The following is a 19,597-nucleotide window of genomic DNA, read 5'->3' as shown; positions in this document are numbered from 1 at the left end:
CAGGCGGCCGCTTTTTCTTTGCGTCGGATGCAAACCTTGGTTGACCCGTTGCTTTAGCTTGCGTGGCACTACTCCTACACAATGGGCTCTTTCGATGGCTATCGAATGTGTGTACGAATAAAATTGTGGTATGGCTCTTGCACCGTCGGACCGCACCGGGGAGATGGAAGCATCTCTGGACCAGGCGTTTGTGCTGCTGCAGGATGCCGCCGACCGCTTTCCGGCCGAGGCGGTGTCCCTGTCTACCCGGGATCTGGCCAACACGGTGGCGGCGGTGGAGGGCGTTTCGAAGCTGGTGGAGTTCCTGCAGGCGGTCGGCGCCCACGCGGTGGAGCGGGCGGACATCGCCGCCACCGGGGAACACGCGACGGCAGGACTCGGAGCAAGCACAGGGGCCGGCGCAGAGCCCGTTGACGCCGGGTCGAACACCGCGGGGCCCGGCGCAGCGCCCGGTGCCGCCGGGCCGGGCACGGCGGGGGCGGGGGAGTGGGCGGACCCGGCGGCGGCGATCAGCACCGGGAGCGGGGACGCCGCGGCCCCGGAGGGGTCCGGGGCGCAGCAGGTGCGGCGCCGCCGCAAGACGGAGTTTGCGAACACGGCGGAGTATCTGCGCTCCCGGTTGGGGATCGGGATTGTCGAGGCGCGGCGCCGGCTGCGGGTCGGCAAGGCGATCACCGCGCCGGTGCGGTTGGACGGGGAACCGGGTGCGCCGACGCTGCCGGTCTTGGCCGAGGCCATGGCCGGCGGGGAGGTCAGCGGCCAGGCCGCGGCCCTGGTGGTTGATTCCCTGGACCGGGCCCGCCACGCCGGCACTCCGGAGGCGTTGCAGGCGATGGAAGCGTCGCTGGTCCGGCAGGCCGTCGACGCCGACGCGGACACCCTGGTGATGGTGGCCAGGACGTGGGAAACCGCCGTCGACCAGGACGGTGCCGAACCGTCCGAGAAGGAACTGCGGGCCCGGCAGGGCATGTTCTACCGGGGCCGGCGCCGCGGGCTGCACCAGTTCGTCATCAACACCACCGACGCCCAGTACGAAGCCCTCGCCACCGTGATGAACAGCGCCGCCAACCCACGGATCCGCCCCGACGCCATCGAAACCGCCGCCGTCTGCAGCACCCCTGCAGACACAGGGGAAGCAGACGGAACCGGCAACGCCAACACCGCAAAGGCGGGCCCGGCCGGTGCTGGGGAGTCCCGCACAGAAGGTGGCGGAGCCACGGTCGCCGGCACGGCCAACGGCGGCGGTAACCAGGATGTTCCCGGCACCGGAACCGGCACCGGCACCGGCACCGGCACCGGCACCGGCACCGGAACCGGAACCAGAACCGAAACCACGGAAGCAGGCAGGGGCGGAGCCGGTGCCGCTGATGCTGACCGCGGCGACATAACCGGCGCGAGTGGCGATCTGTCCTCCGGGGCCGAAGCCGGCAGCGATAGTTTCGCCGGTGTGGATCCGGCCGTGGTGGAGGCGATGGATGACGCCACCCGGGCGCAGAAGCTGCTCGCGGGACTGGTCGGGGCCTGCCGGATCGCGCTGAACACCGGCAGGCTTCCGGACTCGGGCGGGCACCGCACCCAGGTGATCGTCACCACCGGATATGAGCAGTTGGCCGGGCTGCTCTCCGGCGGCGGCAGCGCGGTCTTCAACGGCCCGGTCTCGGCCACCACGGTCCGCCGCATGGCCTGCGACGCCGAAATCATCCCGGCCGTCCTCGGATCCGAGGGCGAAATCCTGGACCTGGGCCGGTCACAACGGTTCTTCAACCGTGCCATCCGCCGGGCACTGGTCGCCCGGGACAAAGGCTGCGCCTTCCCGGGCTGCAGCATGCCCGCCTTCTGGACCGAAGCCCACCACATCATCCCCTGGTGGGCCGGCGGCCGCACCGACGTCAACAACGGGGTATGCCTCTGCCTGCTCCACCACGACCTGATCGAGCAAGGCAACTGGGAGATCAACGTCATCGACGGCATCCCCTGGTTCACCCCGCCGGACTACATCGACCCCCGCCGCAAACCGCTGCGCAACTCCTACTGGCAAACCCACATCCCACCCCAACCACTCCAAGCCACGTGATGATGCAGGCCTCCCGTAACGCCAGCCGTCCAGCCTTGGTGCGGGATGAATTACCACCCAAACAGCAGGGATGGCCGCCTTCACGGTCACTGAACGAATGTCTTGCTGCGGCAAAATCCGGCATCAGGACCAGGTCCAGCCACTCCGCGCGTGACACGCGCGACAAGTGGCCTGGGCAGCTAACCGCGGGGCGCTGGCGGTCGAAGGTAGTAGGTAGCGGCTCACCGGAGCCCTCGAGAGACCTGGGACGGGGCCAATGATCGTAGTAACGCGGCTGAATGACAGCCAGTTTGCGGTCAACCCTGACCTGATTGAGCGCGTCCATTCCAACCCGGACACCACTTTGGTGATGGTTGACGGCGCCAAGTACATCGTCACCGAGACGATGAGCCAGGTCATCGAGATGATCGCCAGCTACCGCGCCTACGTGCTGCACCTGGCCCGTGAGCTGCCGCCTTCAGTCCACCAGCACGGTCACCCCCAGCTCGGCCTCGTGCCGCCAGCCGCCCCGGCCCCCGGAGACGACTCCGTGGATTCCGGCAACACTGTGCCGCTGCGCCCTAGGAATATGTAAATGGATCCCGCAACACTTATTGGCCTCCTGCTGGCCTTCGGCTCGCTCTACGCCATGATCACCCTCGAGGGCGCCCACGTCTCGGCGCTCCTCATCCCGGCTCCCATGATCCTGGTCTTCGGTGCAACTATCGCCGTGGGCCTGGCCAGCACCACCCTCAGGGACGGGCTGCACGCCTTTAAAGCGTTGCCCCGGGCTTTTACCGGCAAGGTGGCGAAGCCCCAGACGGTCATTGACCGAGTCGTCGAGCTGGCCGAAAAGGCGCGCAGCGAGGGCCTGCTGGCACTGGACGCCGAGGCAACCGAGGAAAAGGACCCGTTCATGCAGCGCGCGCTGCAGAACATCGCCGACGGCACCGACGGCGAGGAACTGCGGATCCTTCTCGAAGACGAGATCAGCACGAAGGCGCGCGCCGATCGCCAATCCTCCAAGTTTTTCATGGGCATGGGCGGCTACGCCCCGACCATCGGCATCATCGGCACCGTCGTATCGCTGACGCACGTGCTGGAAAACCTCTCCACCCCGGACACCCTCGGACCGATGATTGCGACGGCGTTCGTCGCCACGCTGTGGGGCTTGCTCTCCGCCAACTTCATCTGGCTGCCGATCGGCGGCAAGCTGAGGCGCCTGGCCGACCTGGAAACCGAGCGCATGACCCTGCTGATGGAAGGCATGCTGGCCGTCCAGGCCGGCAGCCAGCCGCGCCTGTTGGGCGAACGCCTGCGTGCCATGGTTCCGGAGCATGAGATGGGCGCGGGGAAGCCGGGCAAGGAAGGCAAACCCGGGAAGTCCGACGACAATCCTGCGGTCAAGGCAGCATGAAGTCGCGGCGCCCGCGCCGGCCGCTCGGCGCGGAAGAGGACGAGCACCCGGACGAGCGGTGGATGGCCTCCTACATGGACATGGTCACCGTGCTGATGTGTATGTTCATCGTGCTCTTCGCCATGTCCACCGTGGATGCGGCGAAGTTCGAGAAGCTGGCCAACTCCTTGGCCACGGGTTTCGGCGTGGAACGCACCCAGGCGGTTGATACGGCCGAAGGGGTGGTGGTCCCGTCTGAACTCATCGACGAGGAGGGCCAGGGGTTTACCAGTGGTGACGCCGAAGAGGACACCGAGGGTGAACTGAAAACCGATCTCGACGTGGCCATCAAGGAAGTCAACGACCTGCGCAACATCCAGGAGAAGATCACCAAGGGGTTGCAGGAAGAAGGCCTTGAGAAAGCGGTCCGCTTCCAGCTTGACGAACGGGGCCTGACCGTTCGCCTGATTGGCAGCGAGACGTTCTTCGAGCCGGACTCGCCGGTGCTCACCCGGCAGACCATCAAGATCCTGAACGTGGTGGGTCCGGTGCTGAGGCCGGTCGGCTACGAGCTGAAGGTGGAAGGCCACACGGCCCAGGTGCGCCACCTGGACCCGAACGCATTGGACTGGGAGCTTTCCTCGGAGCGTGCCGTGAACGTGCTGCGCCATCTGGTGGAAGACAGCGGCGTGGTTTCGAAGCGCATCTCTGCCGTCGGATTCGGCGAATCCAGGCCGCTGACCAGCAGCGAGAGCGATGCAGATCTCGCCATGAACCGCCGCGTGGACATCGTGGTGCTCTCCGGCCAGCCGGAGGCCATCCGCAACCTGATCCCCGAAGTCTTGAAGGATCCTGCCGGCGCCGCCAAAGAGGCGGCTGCGGAACGGGCGAAGTTGGCCAAGCAGGCCGCCGAAGCCGAAGCTGCGGAAAAGGCGGAGGCCGAGGCGGCCGAGGGCGAGGCCGTCGAGGACAAACCTGCCGAGCGCGTGGCCGGCGAACCGGGTGGAAGCTCCGGGCGCGACGTGGTCACCGGCGGTGGCAGCAGCGGCGGCCCGGGGCCGGACGCCACCTATGCGCCGGCGCCCGGCGGGGCATCCTCCGGCGACTGAGCGCCTGCCGCCGGCACCGGCCTGCCGGCCTAGATCGTCCTCCGACCACTGAGCGCCCCTGCCATGGGGCCGCCGGTGTTGGACGCGCCGCGGGCACCCCACCCGCATTAGCCAAACTCCTAACATCCCCAACCAGGCTGCCGATAGTGCCTGCTGTGACGGTCCAGGAACATGCGCACTCTAGCGCGCCCGAAAAGCCGGCCAGAGCCGTCGAAGTTTACGACTTCCGGCGGCCGACCACCCTGGCACGCGAGCATTCCCGCGTGCTGGAGTTGGCCTTCGAAACATTCGCCCGACAGTGGGGCACCCAGCTGACCGCCAAGGTCCGCGTGATCTGCACGGTCACGTCGGAGCAGGTCCAGATGCAGACCTACGACGAGTACGCGGCCTCGTTGCCGGCCAGTACCGCAATGGTGCTCTGCGCCCTCGACGACATCACCGGCAAGGCCGTGATCCAGTTTTCGACCACGGCCGCTATGACGTGGGTAGACCACATGCTGGGCGGCAACGGCAGCCACGACTATCCGGACCGCAAGTTCACGCAAATTGAACAGGCACTGGTCAGCCGGTTGATGGAGGACGCGCTGGAGGACCTGCGCTACTCGCTGGGTTCCCTGCTCACCACGCCCATCAGCCTGGACCAGATCCATTACAACTCGCAGTTCGCGCAGGCCGCGGCCACCAACGACCTGATGATCGTCGCCACCTTTGAAATCCGGGTCGGCGACCTGTCCGCGCCCGCCACGGTGGCCATCCCTGCCGAGGTGCTGCTGACCCAGCTTCGCGATTCGTTCGCCATGAGCAGCCCGGCCAACGCCCGCAAACTGCTGGAAACCCAGCTGGTGCAGATCCCGGTGGACGTCGCCCTGCAGTTTGCCCCCATGCGCGTCCGGCCCGGCCAGGTCCTCGACCTGGCCATCGGCGACCTGCTGCCGCTGCCGCACCCGCAACACCGCCCGCTGGATGTTGCCGTCAACGGTGAACGGCTGGCACACGCCGCCGTCGGCGCCAATGGCAACCGCCTGGCCGGAGTCATTGTTACAACCGAGGAGAACGCCCGATGACACAGACCCAGACCCTTCAGGCTGCTGCCGCCGACGCGCTCCTGGGGCTGCTGCCCACCAACACGCCGCTCTACGCGGTGCGCCAGGACGAAGGCGGGCCCCTGCCCGGGCAGGTGGCCTCCGCCGTCGTCGGGTCCTTCGTCGGCGGAACCTCGGCCGATGTGGCCTTGGTGGTGGCCGACCAGGCCGCGCTGTCCGCCGCCGCGGGCACGGATTCCCCGCTGGTTTCGGCCGCCGACCTGCTTCGCCCGGCGCTGGAGGCGGCCACCTCCGTGCTCGGCGCCGGGGTGCTGGGGGAGGCACGCGTCGGCAACGCCGCGGCGCTGTTCTCCGATCCGGAAGCCGCCGTCTTCAAGCTCACCGGCGGCGACGGCGAGGCCGGCGGCTGGTTCGCCATCCGGCTGCGCGAGAACCCGGCCGGGCACGGCGCCGACGACTCGGTCTTGGCCAAGCTGGGCCGCATCAACAACGTCGAAATGGCGCTGACGGTGGAGATCGGCCGCACGCGGATGTCCGTGCGCGACGTGCTGAACCTGGAACCGGGCGGCGTGATCGAACTGGACCGCTCGGCCGGGGCCCCCGCCGACGTGCTGCTCAACGGCCGCCTGATCGCCCACGGCGAGGTCGTCGTCGTCGACCAGGACTACGCCGTGCGCATCACCAAGATCCTCGACGTGCCCGAAGGACTCCTCTAAATGGAGACAGTCGTCCTTGCCGTGCGGGTAGCGCTCTCGCTGGCCGTGGTGCTGGGGCTGCTCTGGGTGCTGCAGCGCCGCTTCAGCCGCGGCGCCCGCACCGGCGCCCGCAAGCTGGTGCGCGTGGTGGAACGCCAGACCATCGGGCCCAAGGCCGCCGTCGTGGTGGTGGACGCCGACGGCCAGCGCTTCGTGCTGGGCGTGACGGACCAGGCGGTGCATGTGCTGGACAGCCGCGAAGCGCCGGTCGAAGAGGCGGCCGAGCCCGCCCACCGCGCCCCACAGACCGCGGCCGACAGCTTCTCCCGGCTGCTGGATCTGGCCACCGGCCGCGCCTCGGGCCAGGACCAGGCGGCTGCGGCCGTCGCGGCGCCAGCCGGGTCCGTCGATGCCGTCGTCGCCGCCCGCCCGGCAACACCTTCCGACGGCGACGCCGGTGTCCCTCGCCGCGCGGCCCGTCGTGCCGCCGCGGCCATGCCCGAGCCGCCCGTCGAACAAACGTTTCAAGAGCACTGTGACATTGCGCAGGAGGTCGACGAGCCGCACCACGACGGCGACGTCATTCCCCTCCGGCAGGCCGGACTGTATCCGATCGACGGCGGGCGGCGTTCCGTCCGCACGGGCCGCCGGGCATCGCGTCCGGCCGGTCGGCAGGAGCAGGTGGCGGATTCCCCGCTGGCCGGGTCCATCCTGTCGCCGTCCACCTGGAAGCAGACCGCCGAAGCCCTGAAGCAGGTCCGTTCGCGTTGAGAAGCACCGGCATCATGGCCTTGACGGCGGGCCGCTGGCCGCGTCTGGCCACCGCAGCATTACTGGCGTTACTGCTGGCAGTGCTTTTGGCCGTGGCGGCCGCCATCCTGAGCGCGCCTTCGGCATTCGCGTCGCCGGTCGCGCCGGTTCCCCCGGTCGACCCGCTGGCCCCCGTCGAGCCGGGCTCGCCGGACGGCGACGGCGGCTTCTCGGTGGAAATCAACGGACCCAACGGCACGCCGTCGTCCGCCGTCATCACGCTGCTGGGCATCACCCTGCTGTCGGTGGCCCCCGCGCTGCTGCTGATGATGACGTCCTTCACCAAGATCTTCGTGGTGCTGGCGATGACCCGCAACGCGCTGTCCCTGCCCTCCATCCCGCCGAACCAGGTGCTGGCCGGGCTGGCGCTGTTCCTGTCGCTGTTCATCATGTGGCCGGTGCTGACCCAGGTGAACGAGTTGGGCGTCCAGCCGTACATGGAAGGGACCACGGACTTCACGGATGCGGTGGGCGCCGCCGCCGCTCCGCTGCAGAACTTCATGCTGGCCCACACCCGCGAAGAAGACCTGGCGCTGATGATGCGGGCCGCCGACCTGCCCAACCCGGAGAATCCCGAGGCCGTGCCGCTGCAGACCCTGATCCCGGCGTTCATGATTTCCGAGTTGCGCGCCGCGTTCATCATCGGCTTCGTCATCTTCGTGCCGTTCCTCGTGATCGACCTGGTGGTGGCCTCGGCGCTGATGTCTATGGGCATGATGATGCTCCCGCCGGTGATGATTTCGCTGCCGTTCAAGATCCTCCTGTTCGTGCTGGTGGATGGCTGGGGCCTGATCATCACCGCCCTGGTCGGAAGTTACGGTACCTAGCCGTGGATACAAACGCCGTCCTCGACATCGGCCTGCAGGGGCTGCTGGTCGCCGCCAAACTCTCCGCCCCGGTGCTAGTCACCGCGCTGGTGGTGGGCTTCGCCGTCTCTCTGGTGCAGTCCATGACGCAGATCCAGGAAATCACGCTCTCCTTCGTGCCCAAGGCCGTGGCGGTGGCCATGGCCCTGCTGATCTGCGGACACTGGATGATTTCCGAGATGGTCTCCTTCACCCGGGAAATGTTCGAGAGAATCCCCGGCCTGCTCGGCGGCGGATAATGAACATCCCGCTCGACCAGGCATGGATCGAGGCCACCATGCTGGCAGGTGTCCGCATGGTGGCTTTCCTGCTGATCGCCCCGCCGTTCTCCTACGGAGCCATCCCGGCCCGCATCAAGGCGATGCTCGGCGTCGGACTGGCCCTGGCGGTGTCCCCGCGGGTGGCCAACGGGTACGAGCCGATGAACACGGCGGGGTTCTTCGGCGCGCTGGTGCTGGAGATCCTGGTGGGCGCGCTGCTGGGATTCCTCGTGCTGGTGGTGTTCTCCGCGGTGCAGTCGGCGGGCACGCTGATCGACCTGTTCGGCGGCTTCTCCATGGCGCAGGCGTTCGACCCGCAGTCGATGGTCAACGGCGCCCAGTTCACCCGGCTGTTCCAGATGGCCGCGCTGGCGCTGCTGTTCGCCTCCGACGGCTACCAGCTGATCATCGGCGGGCTCGCGCGCAGTTTCACCGCGCTGCCGCTGGGCGGGGGAGTGGACCTCGCCGAGCCGGTGCAACTGATCATCACCGGCGTGACGCAGATGTTCCTGGCGGCGGTGCAGATCGCCGGACCCCTGCTGGTGGTGCTGTTCCTGGCCGACGCCGGCCTGGGCCTGCTCACCCGGGTGGCCCCGGCGCTGAACGCGTTTGCGCTGGGCTTCCCGCTGAAGATCTTCCTGACCCTGACCCTGGCCGGCGTGGTGTTCGTGGCGCTGCCCCGGATTGTCTCCTCGCTGGCCGCGCAGGCCGTGACTGCCCTGACGGGGGTGGGCTAGATGTCGCAGGAAACGTCCGAAGAACGCACAGAGCAAGCCACCCCCAAGCGGATGAAGGACGTCCGGCAAAAGGGCCAGCTGTCCAAATCCCAGGACCTCACCGCCTGGCTGGGCGTGGGCGCGGCCGCGGTGATGCTGCCGATGACCATCGACCGCGCCTCCCAAGCCGGCACCGACCAGATGTTCACCGTCACCCGGATGATCCAGTCGCCGGACCCGGGGCTGGTGGTGAAGGCGCTCGAGGACGGCCTAGGCACCATCATGTACACGCTCACGCCGATGTTCCTGGCCGTGGTCGCCGTGATCATCGCGGGCGCGGCGCTGCAGGGCGGCATCCACTGGAAGAAGTTCAAACCCGAGACCCAGCAGTTCAACCTGGTCAACGGGCTGAAGAAGGTGTTCGGCATGCAGGCGCTCTGGCAGGGTGCCAAGGCGCTGCTGAAGACCGTGGTGGTGGGGCTCGCCCTGTACTTCGTGATCCAGGGGCTGGTCCCGGTGCTGATGACCGCCGGCGGGCTCTCGGTCGCCTCGCTGCTCCAAGCTGCGGGCGGCGGCACCGCCGGACTGCTGCAGACCGCGATCATCGCCGGCCTGATGCTGGCCGCGCTGGACGTGATGGTGGTGATCCGGCGGAACCGCAAGAAGACCCGGATGACCAAGAAGGAAGTCCGCGACGAGAACAAGAACTCCGAGGGCGACCCGCTGATCAAGTCGCAGCGGCGCTCGCGGCAGCTGGCGATGAGCCGCAACCGCATGATCGCCGCGGTGGGAGGCTCCGACGTCGTGCTGGTCAACCCGACCCACTACGCGGTGGCGCTGAAGTACGAGCCGGGGAAGTCCGCGCCGCGCGTGGTGGCCAAGGGGGCGGGCAACATTGCCGCCCGCATCCGCGAGGAAGCCGAAACCACCCGCGTGCCGGTGGTGCGCGACGTCCCGCTGGCCCGGGCGCTGCACGGCGCCTGCGAGATCGGCCAGGAAATTCCCCTGGAGCTTTACAACGCCGTGGCACGCGTGCTGGCCTTCGTCATGAGCCTGAAGGCCCGCGGCGCCTCGGCCGGTACAGCCGCGGGCGTCCACACCATGGCGGAGCCGGCGATGACCGACGCCGACGCTGCCGCCCACGCTTCAACCCGGCAGGGCCGCCGAGCCTTGTCCCTACCGTCACCCGGAGGTGACTGATGAACCGCAACCTCTCCAAGCTCGCCGTCCCGATCGGCGTGGTGGGCATCATCCTGCTGCTGGTGGTGCCGATCCCGGCGGGACTGCTGGACGTGCTGATCATCGTGAACATCCTGCTGGCGCTGGTGATCCTGCTGACCACGATGTTCGTGAAGAAGCCGCTGGACTTCTCCGTGTTCCCGTCGCTGCTGCTGGTGGCCACGCTGTTCCGGCTGGGCCTGAACGTGGCGTCCACCCGGCTGGTGCTCGGCGACGGCTACGCCGGGCAGGTGATCGAGGCCTTCGGCCACGTGGCCGTGGGCGGTTCGATCATCATCGGCGCGGTGGTGTTCCTGATCCTGGTGGTCATCCAGTTCGTGGTGGTCACCAAGGGCGCCGAGCGCGTGGCCGAGGTGGGAGCACGCTTCACGCTGGACGCGATGCCGGGCAAGCAGATGGCGATCGACGCCGACCTGAACGCCGGCCTGATCACCGACGTGCAGGCCCGGGAACGCCGTGCCGCGGTATCCGCCGAGGCGGACTTCTACGGCGCGATGGACGGCGCGTCCAAGTTCGTCAAGGGCGACGCGATCGCGGGCATCATCATTATCATCATCAACATCGTCGGCGGCATCGCCATCGGCATGCTGCAGCGCGGCATGGAAATCGGCGACGCGGTCAGCACCTACACCCTGCTGACAATCGGCGACGGCCTGGTCACGCAGATCCCAGCGCTGTTGATGGCGGTGTCCACCGGCATGGTCGTGACCCGTTCAAATGCCGACTCCGAAATGGGCTCCGACGCCTCCGACCAGCTGACCCAGTCCCGGCAGGCGCTGATGATCGCCGGCGGCGCGGCCGTTCTGCTGGCCCTGATCCCGGGCATGCCCAAGATCCCGTTCATCCTGGTGGGCGCGTTCTTGATCTTCATGGCGCAGCGGCTCAAGGCAACGGAGGCTGCCAAAGCCAAGGACGACGACGCCGCTGCCGCTGCGGCGGGTCAGGCGGCTCCCGCTTCGGAGACTACCGAGGACCTGATTGAACAGATGCGGGTGCACGCGCTGGAGATCCAGCTGGCCCCGGACCTGGTGGATCTGGTCTCCGGCGCCTCCGACGACCTGCTGGCCCGGGTGCGTGCGCTGCGCCGCAAGATTGCCATGGAACTGGGCGTCGTGGTGCCGCCGGTGCGCACCCGCGACAGCATCGACCTGCCGATGTCCACCTATGTGATCCGGATTGCCGGCGTGGAGGCCGGCCGCGGCGAGGCACCCTCAGGCAAGGTGTTGGCGCTGGGGGACAACCTCGAATCGCTGCCGGGCATCGCCACGGTGGAGCCGGTGTTCGGGCTGGCCGGCAAATGGGTCCCGGCGGAGATGCGGCACAGCGCGGAGATGGCGGGAGCCACGGTGATCGACCGGGTTTCTGTGCTGGTCACCCACTTGTCCTCGCTGATCTCCGCCAACGCCGCCCGGCTGCTGACCCGTGAGGACGTGCGCGTGCTGACAGAGGGCGTGAAGTCGGTGAACCCGTCCGCGGTGGACGAACTCACCCCGTCGCTGCTGTCGCTGGCCGAAGTGCAGCGCGTGCTGCAGGGGCTGCTGGCGGAGCAGATCCCGATCAACGACCTGCCGCGGATCTACGAGGCGTTGGCGCTGAAGGCCAAGTCGTCCACCGACCCGGAGGGCCTGGTCGAGGCCGCCCGGCAGGCGCTGGGCCCGGCCCTGACCGCGCAGTACCTGGACGGGCAGTTGCTGCGGGTGATCATGATCGATCCCACGCTGGAGCAGTCCATGCTGGAGGGCATGCGCCCGTCCGAGCACGGCACGCAGATCCTGCTCTCGGTCGAGCGGACCGAAGCCGTGCTGGCCTCGCTGCGGGATGCGCTGGAGAAAGTGGAAGCCAACGGCCTCACCGCGGTGCTCGTGTGCGCGCCCGCGCTGCGCCCGGCCATCCGGCGCCTCGTCTCGGCGCAGGCCGGGGGACTTCCGGTACTGTCCTACCAGGAGGTCACCTCCGCCAACGTGAAGATCGAGACCGTGGGGGTAGTACGTGTCGGCCAGACGGCTGCAGCTTAAGGGCGCTTCCCTCCAGGAACTCAAGGCCAAGGTCCTGGCCGACCACGGACCCGACGCGAAGATTGTCGCGGCCGAGAAGGTCACGGTCGGCGGCATCCGCGGCTTCTTCGCCCGCGAACACTACGAGGTCACGGTGGAACTGCCGACCTCGACCGTGCGCGGACAACATGCCCTGGACCAAAAGGCCCGCGCCGGAATCGCGGCGCTGCTGGCCGACGCCGAGCGCACCGAATCCAGGCTGCACGGCAAGGCGCCGGAACTGCACGTCTCCACCCACACCGACCAGTTCGCGGTCATCATGGACAACCTGACCCTCAACACGGCGCGGCCCACCCGTCTGCCCAGGGGCGCCCGACTGGAGGAACCGCTGCCGGAGGCTGCCGGGCAGGCGGAGCGTCCCGGAGCCGCGGCGGCAAGGCCCGGCTGGGGACGGCGGCGGAACGACCCAAAGCCCCCGAAGGACGCTGCAGCAGATTCCGGCGGCGCAACCGCGCCGGGACCGGAGGCCGGTGCAGGGGCCCTGGAAGTGCCGGTCACGGCAGTCCCCGCCGCTGCAGTCCCCGTTGCGGAAGACTCGGCCGGGGCAGCGGCCGCCGGGGAAGTCGCAGCCGCAACCCCAGCGGCTCTGGCCATGCCCGCCGCCGCCCGGGCCGACGACGCCCCGGAGGCCGCCGGGCCCGTCAATCGGACGGCCGGGACGGGTCGGCGCGCGGCGGCCGCCGGAGCCCCTGCGGACGGGGCGTTCGAGGTGGAGCAGGTTGGGCAGGCGGGGCAGGACGACGAGGCCGGGCAGGCCGGGCAGGCCGGGCAGGCCCGACAGGCAGGCAGGGCGGCCACGGACCCGGCTGCCCACCGCTCGGCCCTCACCGGCGGCCACGCGGGCTCCGGCACGGGCTCCAGCGTCGTCGTTGGTGCCGTCCTGGAGGATGGGCAGCCGCCGGCAGTGGAGGCACAACCCGCCGCCGCCGAAAGGGCGCGCCAGCCGGCCGTTCCGGTGCCGCTCTACGGGCCCGGGGACCTGGTGCTGGTGATCGGCCAGGGCGACCTAGCCCTGGAGGCCGCCAACTCCATGGCCGCCGCGGCGCCGGCGGTCAACGGTGCGCCCTCGGAGGCCGCCGACTGGATTTCGGGCGGCGGGAACATGGTGAAGATGGCCGGCGCGCACGCCGGCGATGTCCGGCGACCGGTGCAGGACCGCAACAGCGCGATCGGTGCCCGCGCCCGGGGCGTGGAGCGGGGACAGAGCGTCTTCGTGGCCTTTGGCCTGGGCCAGGCGCTCACGCCGCCTGTGGAGCTGCTCGCGCTGCTGCCGGCACTGGGAGCCGACCAGGTCTGGCTGGCGGTGGACGCCGGGCGAAAGGCCGAGGACACCGACCGCTGGGTGCAGGCCGTGCAGCGGGTGGTGGTTCCCGACGGTTTGGCGGTTACCGGTACGAGGCACACCGGCTCGCCCAAGACCGTGAACACCCTGGGCGTGCCGGTGGGTTGGGTGGACGGCGTGCCGTCCGAGACCGCCTGGCTCTGACAGACGCGGCGGCGCGCGCGGGGCTGCCCGGGCGTCAAGTTCAGCTGCGATAGAGTTGACGCGTGCTGGTGCTGACGCGAAAACCCGGAGAGCGGATCCTGATCGGTGACGACATTGTCATCACCGTGCTGGACGCCCGCCGCGATGGCGTCCGCCTCGGCATCGAGGCCCCGCGCGGCGTGAAGATCCAGCGCGACGAAGTTGTCCAGGCGGTCAGCGAGGCCAATGTGGCTGCCGCCCAGAGCGGCCCGGAGGCCGAGGAACGCATCAAGGCCCTGCTGGGACTGAACCTCCCTGGCAGCAGCGGCCCCGGCGGCGCCGGCAGCTAAACGCTGCTGGCCACTAAAACACGTCACCGGCGGCCCCAGAGCCCCGGCCAGGCACCGGCGTCGTCGTGCTGTTGTGGGTCTTTTTGACCTAACCCGGCACGGCAGGATAACCTTGGTAGTCGTTGTGCGTGTCCAACCTCGATACGCTATGTCCGTGTGGCGGCCCAGTTGCAGGGCCAACCTGGTCCACGGAAATAGCCGAGACTTTCTGGGCCACTGGTTACATTTCAGTCCTCACCTGAAGTTCCGGTAGCGCATCACCAACTTTGCGCGTGTGTTCTGTGAAGAATGCGCCGCTACCTTAGAACACCAAACGAAGGCAAAAACCGTGCGTACGTACACTCCGAAGCCCGGCGATATCAACCGCCAGTGGCACGTCATTGACGCCACCGACGTCGTCCTGGGTCGTCTTGCCAGCCAGACCGCAACACTGCTGCGCGGAAAGCACAAGCCGACCTTTGCTCCTCACATGGACATGGGCGATTTCGTCATCATCATCAACGCTGAGAAGGTGGCCCTGACCGGCGCCAAGCTCGAACAGAAGCGTGCCTACCGCCACTCCGGTTTCCCGGGTGGCCTGTCCTCCGTCAACTACGCCGAACTGCTGGAGAAGAACCCGGTTCGTGCAGTTGAGAAGGCCATCAGGGGCATGCTGCCGAAGAACTCCCTGGCTGCCCAGCAGCTGTCCAAGCTGAAGGTCTACACGGGTGCCGAGCACCCGCACGCTGCCCAGCAGCCGAAGACCTTCGAAATCACCCAGGTCGCCCAGTAGCGCCGGCCACCACTAGAAACTTAATTCAAGGAGAATCGTGGCTGAAGAGCTGAACACCGCTGCTGAGGGCGAAACCCTCACCAGCTACACCTCGGAATCATCCGAGGTCACCGAGACCGCCAAGAAGGAACGCCCCGCCCTCACCGTAGGCGGAGGCGCCGTGGGTCGCCGCAAGCAGGCGATCGCCCGCGTACGTCTGGTTCCGGGTGCCGGCAACTGGACCATCAACGGCCGTGAGCTGGCGAACTACTTCCCGAACAAGCTGCACCAGCAGGAAGTAAACGATCCGTTCAAGATCCTGGATCTGGAAGGCGCTTACGACGTCATCGCCCGCATCCACGGCGGCGGCCCCTCCGGCCAGGCCGGTGCGCTGCGCCTGGGCGTTGCCCGTGCGCTGAACGAGATCGACCGCGAGAACAACCGCCCGACCCTGAAGAAGGCCGGTTTCCTCACCCGCGACGCACGCATCATCGAGCGCAAGAAGGCCGGCCTCAAGAAGGCCCGCAAGGCGCCGCAGTACTCGAAGCGCTAAACCGCTTCCGAAGCTTCTGCTTCCACGCGAGGCCCCGCAGCATGGCTGCGGGGCCTCGCGTGTATTTAAGCGGCTGTAGCGAGGGGGCGCGGGATGGAAGGCCGACGATGCCTAATTCCGGGTATTGCGCCGCCTCTTCCGCTGCCCGCTTCCACCTGTGGAAGGCCGCCCGCGGCAGGGTCAGCCGCCAAATCACGGCCTGGCACGGGACCGCCGGCGGGAGGTGAACCGGGTCCTTGGCGCGCTGCCGTAAAATGGTTCGCGATGTCTAGATTATTTGGTACCGACGGAGTCCGCGGACTGGCCAACGGATTGATCACTGCAGAGCTGGCGCTCGAGGTCGCGCAGGCGGCCGCAGTGGTCCTTGGCCACCGGCAAGTTGAAGACGGCAAGCGCCCGACGGCGGTGATCGCCCGCGACCCGCGCGCCAGCGGCGAGTTCATCAGCGCCGCCGTGGAGGCCGGCCTCGCCAGTGCGGGCGTCGATGTCTACGACGCCGGGGTGCTGCCCACCCCTGCGGCCGCTTACCTGGTGGGGGACCTGGCGGCGGACTTTGGCGTGATGATTTCCGCCTCGCACAATCCGGCCCCGGATAACGGCATCAAGTTCTTCGCCCGCGGCGGGCACAAGCTGCCGGACGAGGTCGAGGACGCGATCGAGCAGGAGATGGCGCAGCCGCGCGTCCGGCCCACGGGCGCGGAGATCGGACGTATCCAGCGTTTCGCGGACGCGGAAGACCGCTACATCCTGCACCTGCTGCAGACCCTGCCTTCCCGCCTGGAGGGCCTGAAAGTCGTTCTCGACTGCGCGCACGGCGCGGCCAGCGGCTGCTCGCCGGAGGTGTTCCGCGCCGCCGGCGCGGACATCGTGGTGATGGGTGCCGAGCCGGACGGGCTGAACATCAACGACGGCGTGGGGTCCACCCACCTGGAGAAGCTGCAGGCAGCCGTGGTCGAGCACGGCGCCGACCTGGGCATTGCCCACGACGGCGACGCCGACCGCTGCCTGGCCGTGGACGAGCGCGGCGACGTCGTGGACGGCGACCAGATCATGACCATCCTGGCGCTGGCCCTGCGCGACGCCGGCCGGCTCAAGGACGATGTCCTGGTCGCCACGGTCATGAGCAACCTCGGCATGAAGCTGGCCCTGCAGGATGCCGGCATCCGCATCCAGGAAACCGCGGTGGGCGACCGGTACGTGCTGGAATGCATGCGCGCCCACGGATATTCGCTGGGCGGCGAACAGTCCGGGCACGTGATCTTCTCGGAGTACGCGACCACCGGCGACGGCGTCCTGACCGGGCTGCAGCTGGCCGCGCAGGTGGCCAAGTCCGGCAAGCCCCTCTCGGAGCTGTCGCAGCGGATGGTCCGGCTTCCCCAGGTCCTGATCAACGTCAAGGACGTGGACAAGTCCCGGGTCGAAACCAACCAGCCCCTCCAGCAGGCCGTGGCGGCCGCGTCCGCCGCGCTGGGTGGGACCGGACGGGTGCTGCTGCGCCCCTCCGGCACCGAGCCGGTCGTGCGCGTGATGGTCGAAGCCGCTGACATGGAAACCGCCCAGGCTACCGCCGAGGAACTGGCCCGGACCGTGAAGGCGCACCTGTCGCTGGAGGCGGCCGCCGCCGCCGAGTAGGGCACCCGCGTGCGGGGCAGCCCTCAGCGCCAGGCCTTCACCACCACCACCTCGTAGCTGTCCGCCGTCGGCGGGTTCCCGGTGTCGAACTTCGCGTTCACGACGGCGAGTCGGTGGCCGAACAGCGCGGCGGTGGTCGGGGTCTGGAAAGCGTCACTGGTGATCACGGACCCGACCTCCCCGGAGTCAATCCGGCGGTCCAGCCTGATCACGCTGATCTGGTTGTCCATGTTTTGGACCGCCCAGAGCCAGCGGCCTTTCAGCACCAACCCGTCGACGTTGGGTACGCTGACGCCGGAGATTTCCGTGCTGGCACCGGTCCGCGGGTCCACGGCGTACAGCGCAGCGTTGGCCGAGTGGGCCACAATCAGCTGTCGCCCGTGGTCGGCCGCCACGATGCCGTTCAGGTTGAACGCCGCGGGGGTTTCCGCGGCAGGGCCGCTCAGTTGCAGTGTCCGCGGGCTGCCCAGCTGCCCGCGGTGGCCGATCGGTACGAAGTACAGCTCACCTTCGCGCGAGTTCGTAAACCACGCGCCGCCCCGGCCAAGGGTTACGTCGTTGATGAAGGAGCTGGCGGGGTCGTTCAACTGGAACTCGGCCACCGGTTCTGCGGTCCGGGTGTTGTAAACATAGGCCTTGCCGGTAGGTCCGCCGGCTACGAAGAGCAGGTTCCGCCGCGTGTCGGCAGCCATACCGACGGCGAACCGGCCGTCCGGTGCGTCGATGAACTTCTCGGCGGTGCCCCGCCGTATGTCGCCGCGGAAGATGTCGCCCGCCAGCAGGTCGCCGGCGTAGAAGGTGCTGCCCCGGCCGGCGGCGATACCCTCCGCGGACGTCGCGTCCGGCAGATCGATGATTCGGTCGGTGCACCCCGGTGACGAGCCGTGGGTGTCGGAGGCAACGTGGCCCGCGGAAGCCGGCAACCCCGTCAGCATTAGGGCGACGGCGGTCAGCAGGGCGGCGGCACATCGTGCCGCCAAGGAGAGGGGGAGAATGGGTCGCATGGAGGATCACCTGATTCTTGAGGGGAGGTGTCGGGAGCTCCCTCCAGCAGGCCCCCGATGGTGATGCTCATAGCGTACGCCGGACGCGAGGAAACGTCAGGCCCTCCGGGAGGCGCTGCCAAAACGGCCCGCAGCGGCGGTAGCGGCCGGCTTCCGGACGTCGCCCTTACGCCTGGTTGCGTGCCTGCAGTGCGTCTCGGATCTCGGTGAGCAGCGCGACGTGAGGGTCGACGGCCTCTTCTTCCTTGTTGATTCCCAGGCGGCGGTTGCGCCGCTCGATCATGTGGTTCATCGGTGCCACGATGACGAAGTAGATCGCCGAGGCGATGAGCAGGAAGTTCACGATGGCGGTCAGCAGGACGCCGAACGCGACGTCGTTCCCGTTGAAGTTCCACAGCAGGAAACTGTCGAAATTTGGCGAGCCGACCAACCCGGCGATGAACGGCATCAGCACGCTGTTGACCAAGGCGTTGACCACGGTCCCGAAGGCTCCGCCGATGATCACGGCCACGGCAAGGTCAATGACGTTGCCCTTCATAATGAACTCTTTGAATCCGTTTATCATGTGGCCAATGTAGCGCCTCGGGGAGGGGACCTGCGGCCGCCGGGGCAGGGACAGGAGGCCCCCCGCGGGATTGGGGCCGCCGCAGGTTGGGACCGCTGCGCCCGCTCACGAATAGCGGGCGGCTCCGGACAGCCCGAAGTACTCTTCGAGCGTTTCGATGCCCCGTTTGGCCATGTCCGCGGCCACTTTCTTGCCCACGTAGCGCAGGTGCCAGGGTTCCGGCGAATAACCGGTCATGGCCTCGGAGCCGGGCCGGTAGCGGATGATGAATCCGAAGCGGGCGGCGTTGTGGGCCGCCCAGCTGCCCGCTGCCGTGTCGGCGAAACACTGCTGCAGGTTGCAGACCCCGGTGGCGTCGCCGATGTCCAGGGACAGCCCGGTCTGGTGCTCCGAATAACCCGGCCGCGCCGAGACCATGTCCGCTGCCACCTCGCTGCCGTGTTGCCGGACCCAGTGGTTGTAGGTGCTCGCCTGCGTGGCGTAGGACCTGAAACCGCTGACCATGATCATGAAGGCGCCGTCGGCGGCGGCCGCGTTGAACATGTCCTCGGTGGCGGTCGCCACGGCGTCGCGCAGCAGCGCCGATTCCCCGCCGGTCCCCAGGGCCACCGCCGGCTGGCGCAGGTCTCCGGGGTGGTAGTTCAGGGGATCGAGCGGCCGGGCCTTGTTGACGACGACGGCGATGCTCGCCGGATCTGTGTGGTCTTCCCCGGCGGCCGCGGCGCCGTCCTTTTTCCCGCCGCCGCCCGCGCCGTCCTTCTTGCCGCCGGCCGAGGCCCCGCCCTTGCTTCCGCCGTCCTTCTTCCCGCCGCCGGTGGCGTCACCGTCGTTCTTCGGAACCTTCGGGCTCTGTTCGGGGACCGGAAGGGACGTGGTTCCCTCGGCCGGGGTCGCCGGCGCAGTCGGTGCGGGCGTCGTCGTCCCTGCGGACGCGGCGGGAGGCGGAGCGGTTTCCCCCGCCGGGGCGCAACCGGTGAGCAGGGCCAGCGCGGCGGCCAGGCCGGCTGCGAGCACCGGAGCCCTCAGAACGGCCATG

At 68.6% G+C, this 19,597-nt stretch carries 20 protein-coding genes; 17 read left to right on the top strand and 3 right to left on the bottom strand.

Translation table 11 applies throughout. The features are described 5' to 3' along the window. Positions 1-130: 130 nt before the first annotated feature. The 17 genes from AC5RVZ_RS20185 (at position 131) to glmM (ending at position 16,992) form a co-directional block, all read left to right on the top strand. Positions 131-2,074, top strand: coding sequence for an HNH endonuclease signature motif containing protein (locus tag AC5RVZ_RS20185; protein WP_494067492.1), 1,944 nt, complete (start codon positions 131-133; stop codon positions 2,072-2,074). Positions 2,075-2,330: 256 nt separating this feature from the next. Continuing rightward, positions 2,331-2,648 carry a flagellar FlbD family protein gene (locus AC5RVZ_RS20180; protein ID WP_494067491.1) on the top strand — a complete coding sequence of 106 codons (318 nt, stop codon included), beginning with the start codon at positions 2,331-2,333 and terminating at the stop codon, positions 2,646-2,648. Further along, positions 2,649-3,470 (top strand): motility protein A, encoded by an 822-nt coding sequence (locus tag AC5RVZ_RS20175; RefSeq protein ID WP_494067490.1) that lies wholly within the window; start codon positions 2,649-2,651, stop codon positions 3,468-3,470. After that, the gene (locus tag AC5RVZ_RS20170; protein ID WP_494067489.1) at positions 3,467-4,558 is read left to right on the top strand and encodes an OmpA/MotB family protein; all 1,092 of its coding nucleotides are present in this window, start codon (positions 3,467-3,469) and stop codon (positions 4,556-4,558) included. The genes AC5RVZ_RS20175 and AC5RVZ_RS20170 overlap by 4 nt, the downstream gene beginning before the upstream one ends. 146 nt (positions 4,559-4,704) lie before the next feature. Continuing rightward, entirely contained in the window at positions 4,705-5,622 is a 918-nt protein-coding gene (locus tag AC5RVZ_RS20165; RefSeq protein WP_494067488.1) for a flagellar motor switch protein FliM, read from the top strand. Continuing rightward, positions 5,619-6,317, top strand: a complete 699-nt coding sequence (fliN, locus tag AC5RVZ_RS20160; protein WP_493979153.1) for a flagellar motor switch protein FliN — start codon at positions 5,619-5,621, stop codon at positions 6,315-6,317. The genes AC5RVZ_RS20165 and fliN overlap by 4 nt, the downstream gene beginning before the upstream one ends. Beyond that, positions 6,318-7,067: a FliO/MopB family protein gene (locus AC5RVZ_RS20155; protein ID WP_494067487.1), complete on the top strand. Its 750-nt coding sequence runs from the start codon at positions 6,318-6,320 to the stop codon at positions 7,065-7,067. It abuts the gene before it with no gap. A 14-nt stretch (positions 7,068-7,081) separates the two neighbouring features. Beyond that, positions 7,082-7,933 (top strand): flagellar type III secretion system pore protein FliP, encoded by an 852-nt coding sequence (fliP, locus tag AC5RVZ_RS20150; protein WP_494067486.1) that lies wholly within the window; start codon positions 7,082-7,084, stop codon positions 7,931-7,933. 2 nt (positions 7,934-7,935) lie between these two features. Continuing rightward, on the top strand, positions 7,936-8,211 hold the full coding sequence (gene fliQ, locus AC5RVZ_RS20145) for a flagellar biosynthesis protein FliQ (RefSeq protein ID WP_493979151.1): 276 nt from the start codon (positions 7,936-7,938) through the stop codon (positions 8,209-8,211). Continuing rightward, complete coding sequence (locus tag AC5RVZ_RS20140) at positions 8,211-8,969, top strand: flagellar biosynthetic protein FliR (RefSeq protein WP_494067485.1); 759 nt, start codon at positions 8,211-8,213, stop codon at positions 8,967-8,969. Before fliQ ends, AC5RVZ_RS20140 begins: the two co-directional genes overlap by 1 nt. Further along, positions 8,970-10,148 (top strand): EscU/YscU/HrcU family type III secretion system export apparatus switch protein, encoded by a 1,179-nt coding sequence (locus AC5RVZ_RS20135; protein WP_494067484.1) that lies wholly within the window; start codon positions 8,970-8,972, stop codon positions 10,146-10,148. It abuts the gene before it with no gap. Then, positions 10,148-12,202: a flagellar biosynthesis protein FlhA gene (flhA, locus tag AC5RVZ_RS20130; RefSeq protein WP_494067483.1), complete on the top strand. Its 2,055-nt coding sequence runs from the start codon at positions 10,148-10,150 to the stop codon at positions 12,200-12,202. The genes AC5RVZ_RS20135 and flhA overlap by 1 nt, the downstream gene beginning before the upstream one ends. Further along, complete coding sequence (locus AC5RVZ_RS20125; RefSeq protein ID WP_494067482.1) at positions 12,177-13,727, top strand: hypothetical protein; 1,551 nt, start codon at positions 12,177-12,179, stop codon at positions 13,725-13,727. Before flhA ends, AC5RVZ_RS20125 begins: the two co-directional genes overlap by 26 nt. Positions 13,728-13,789: 62 nt before the next feature. Then, a complete protein-coding gene (locus tag AC5RVZ_RS20120) occupies positions 13,790-14,056 on the top strand; it encodes a carbon storage regulator (RefSeq protein ID WP_494067481.1) in 267 nt (88 codons plus the stop codon). Between the two features lie 328 nt (positions 14,057-14,384). Further along, positions 14,385-14,828, top strand: a complete 444-nt coding sequence (gene rplM, locus AC5RVZ_RS20115; protein WP_493979145.1) for a 50S ribosomal protein L13 — start codon at positions 14,385-14,387, stop codon at positions 14,826-14,828. Positions 14,829-14,865: 37 nt separating this feature from the next. Beyond that, positions 14,866-15,360 (top strand): 30S ribosomal protein S9, encoded by a 495-nt coding sequence (rpsI, locus tag AC5RVZ_RS20110; protein WP_493979144.1) that lies wholly within the window; start codon positions 14,866-14,868, stop codon positions 15,358-15,360. A gap of 264 nt (positions 15,361-15,624) precedes the next feature. Beyond that, positions 15,625-16,992 carry a phosphoglucosamine mutase gene (gene glmM / locus AC5RVZ_RS20105; protein WP_494067480.1) on the top strand — a complete coding sequence of 456 codons (1,368 nt, stop codon included), beginning with the start codon at positions 15,625-15,627 and terminating at the stop codon, positions 16,990-16,992. A 23-nt stretch (positions 16,993-17,015) separates the two neighbouring features. On the opposite strand, the gene AC5RVZ_RS20100 is transcribed toward glmM, so the two are convergent. From AC5RVZ_RS20100 to AC5RVZ_RS20090, 3 genes are all read right to left on the bottom strand, one after another. Continuing rightward, the gene (locus AC5RVZ_RS20100; protein ID WP_494067479.1) at positions 17,016-17,996 is read right to left on the bottom strand and encodes an SMP-30/gluconolactonase/LRE family protein; all 981 of its coding nucleotides are present in this window, start codon (positions 17,994-17,996) and stop codon (positions 17,016-17,018) included. 166 nt (positions 17,997-18,162) lie between these two features. Continuing rightward, entirely contained in the window at positions 18,163-18,561 is a 399-nt protein-coding gene (mscL, locus tag AC5RVZ_RS20095) for a large conductance mechanosensitive channel protein MscL (RefSeq protein WP_494067478.1), read from the bottom strand. 105 nt (positions 18,562-18,666) lie between these two features. Continuing rightward, entirely contained in the window at positions 18,667-19,596 is a 930-nt protein-coding gene (locus tag AC5RVZ_RS20090) for a M15 family metallopeptidase (RefSeq protein ID WP_494067477.1), read from the bottom strand. Position 19,597 lies beyond the last annotated feature (1 nt).

It is taken from the genome of Arthrobacter sp. Cza30, assembly GCF_059090765.1.
Note: the sequence above shows the minus strand (reverse complement) of the source record. Positions and strands in the feature narration are given on the sequence as shown.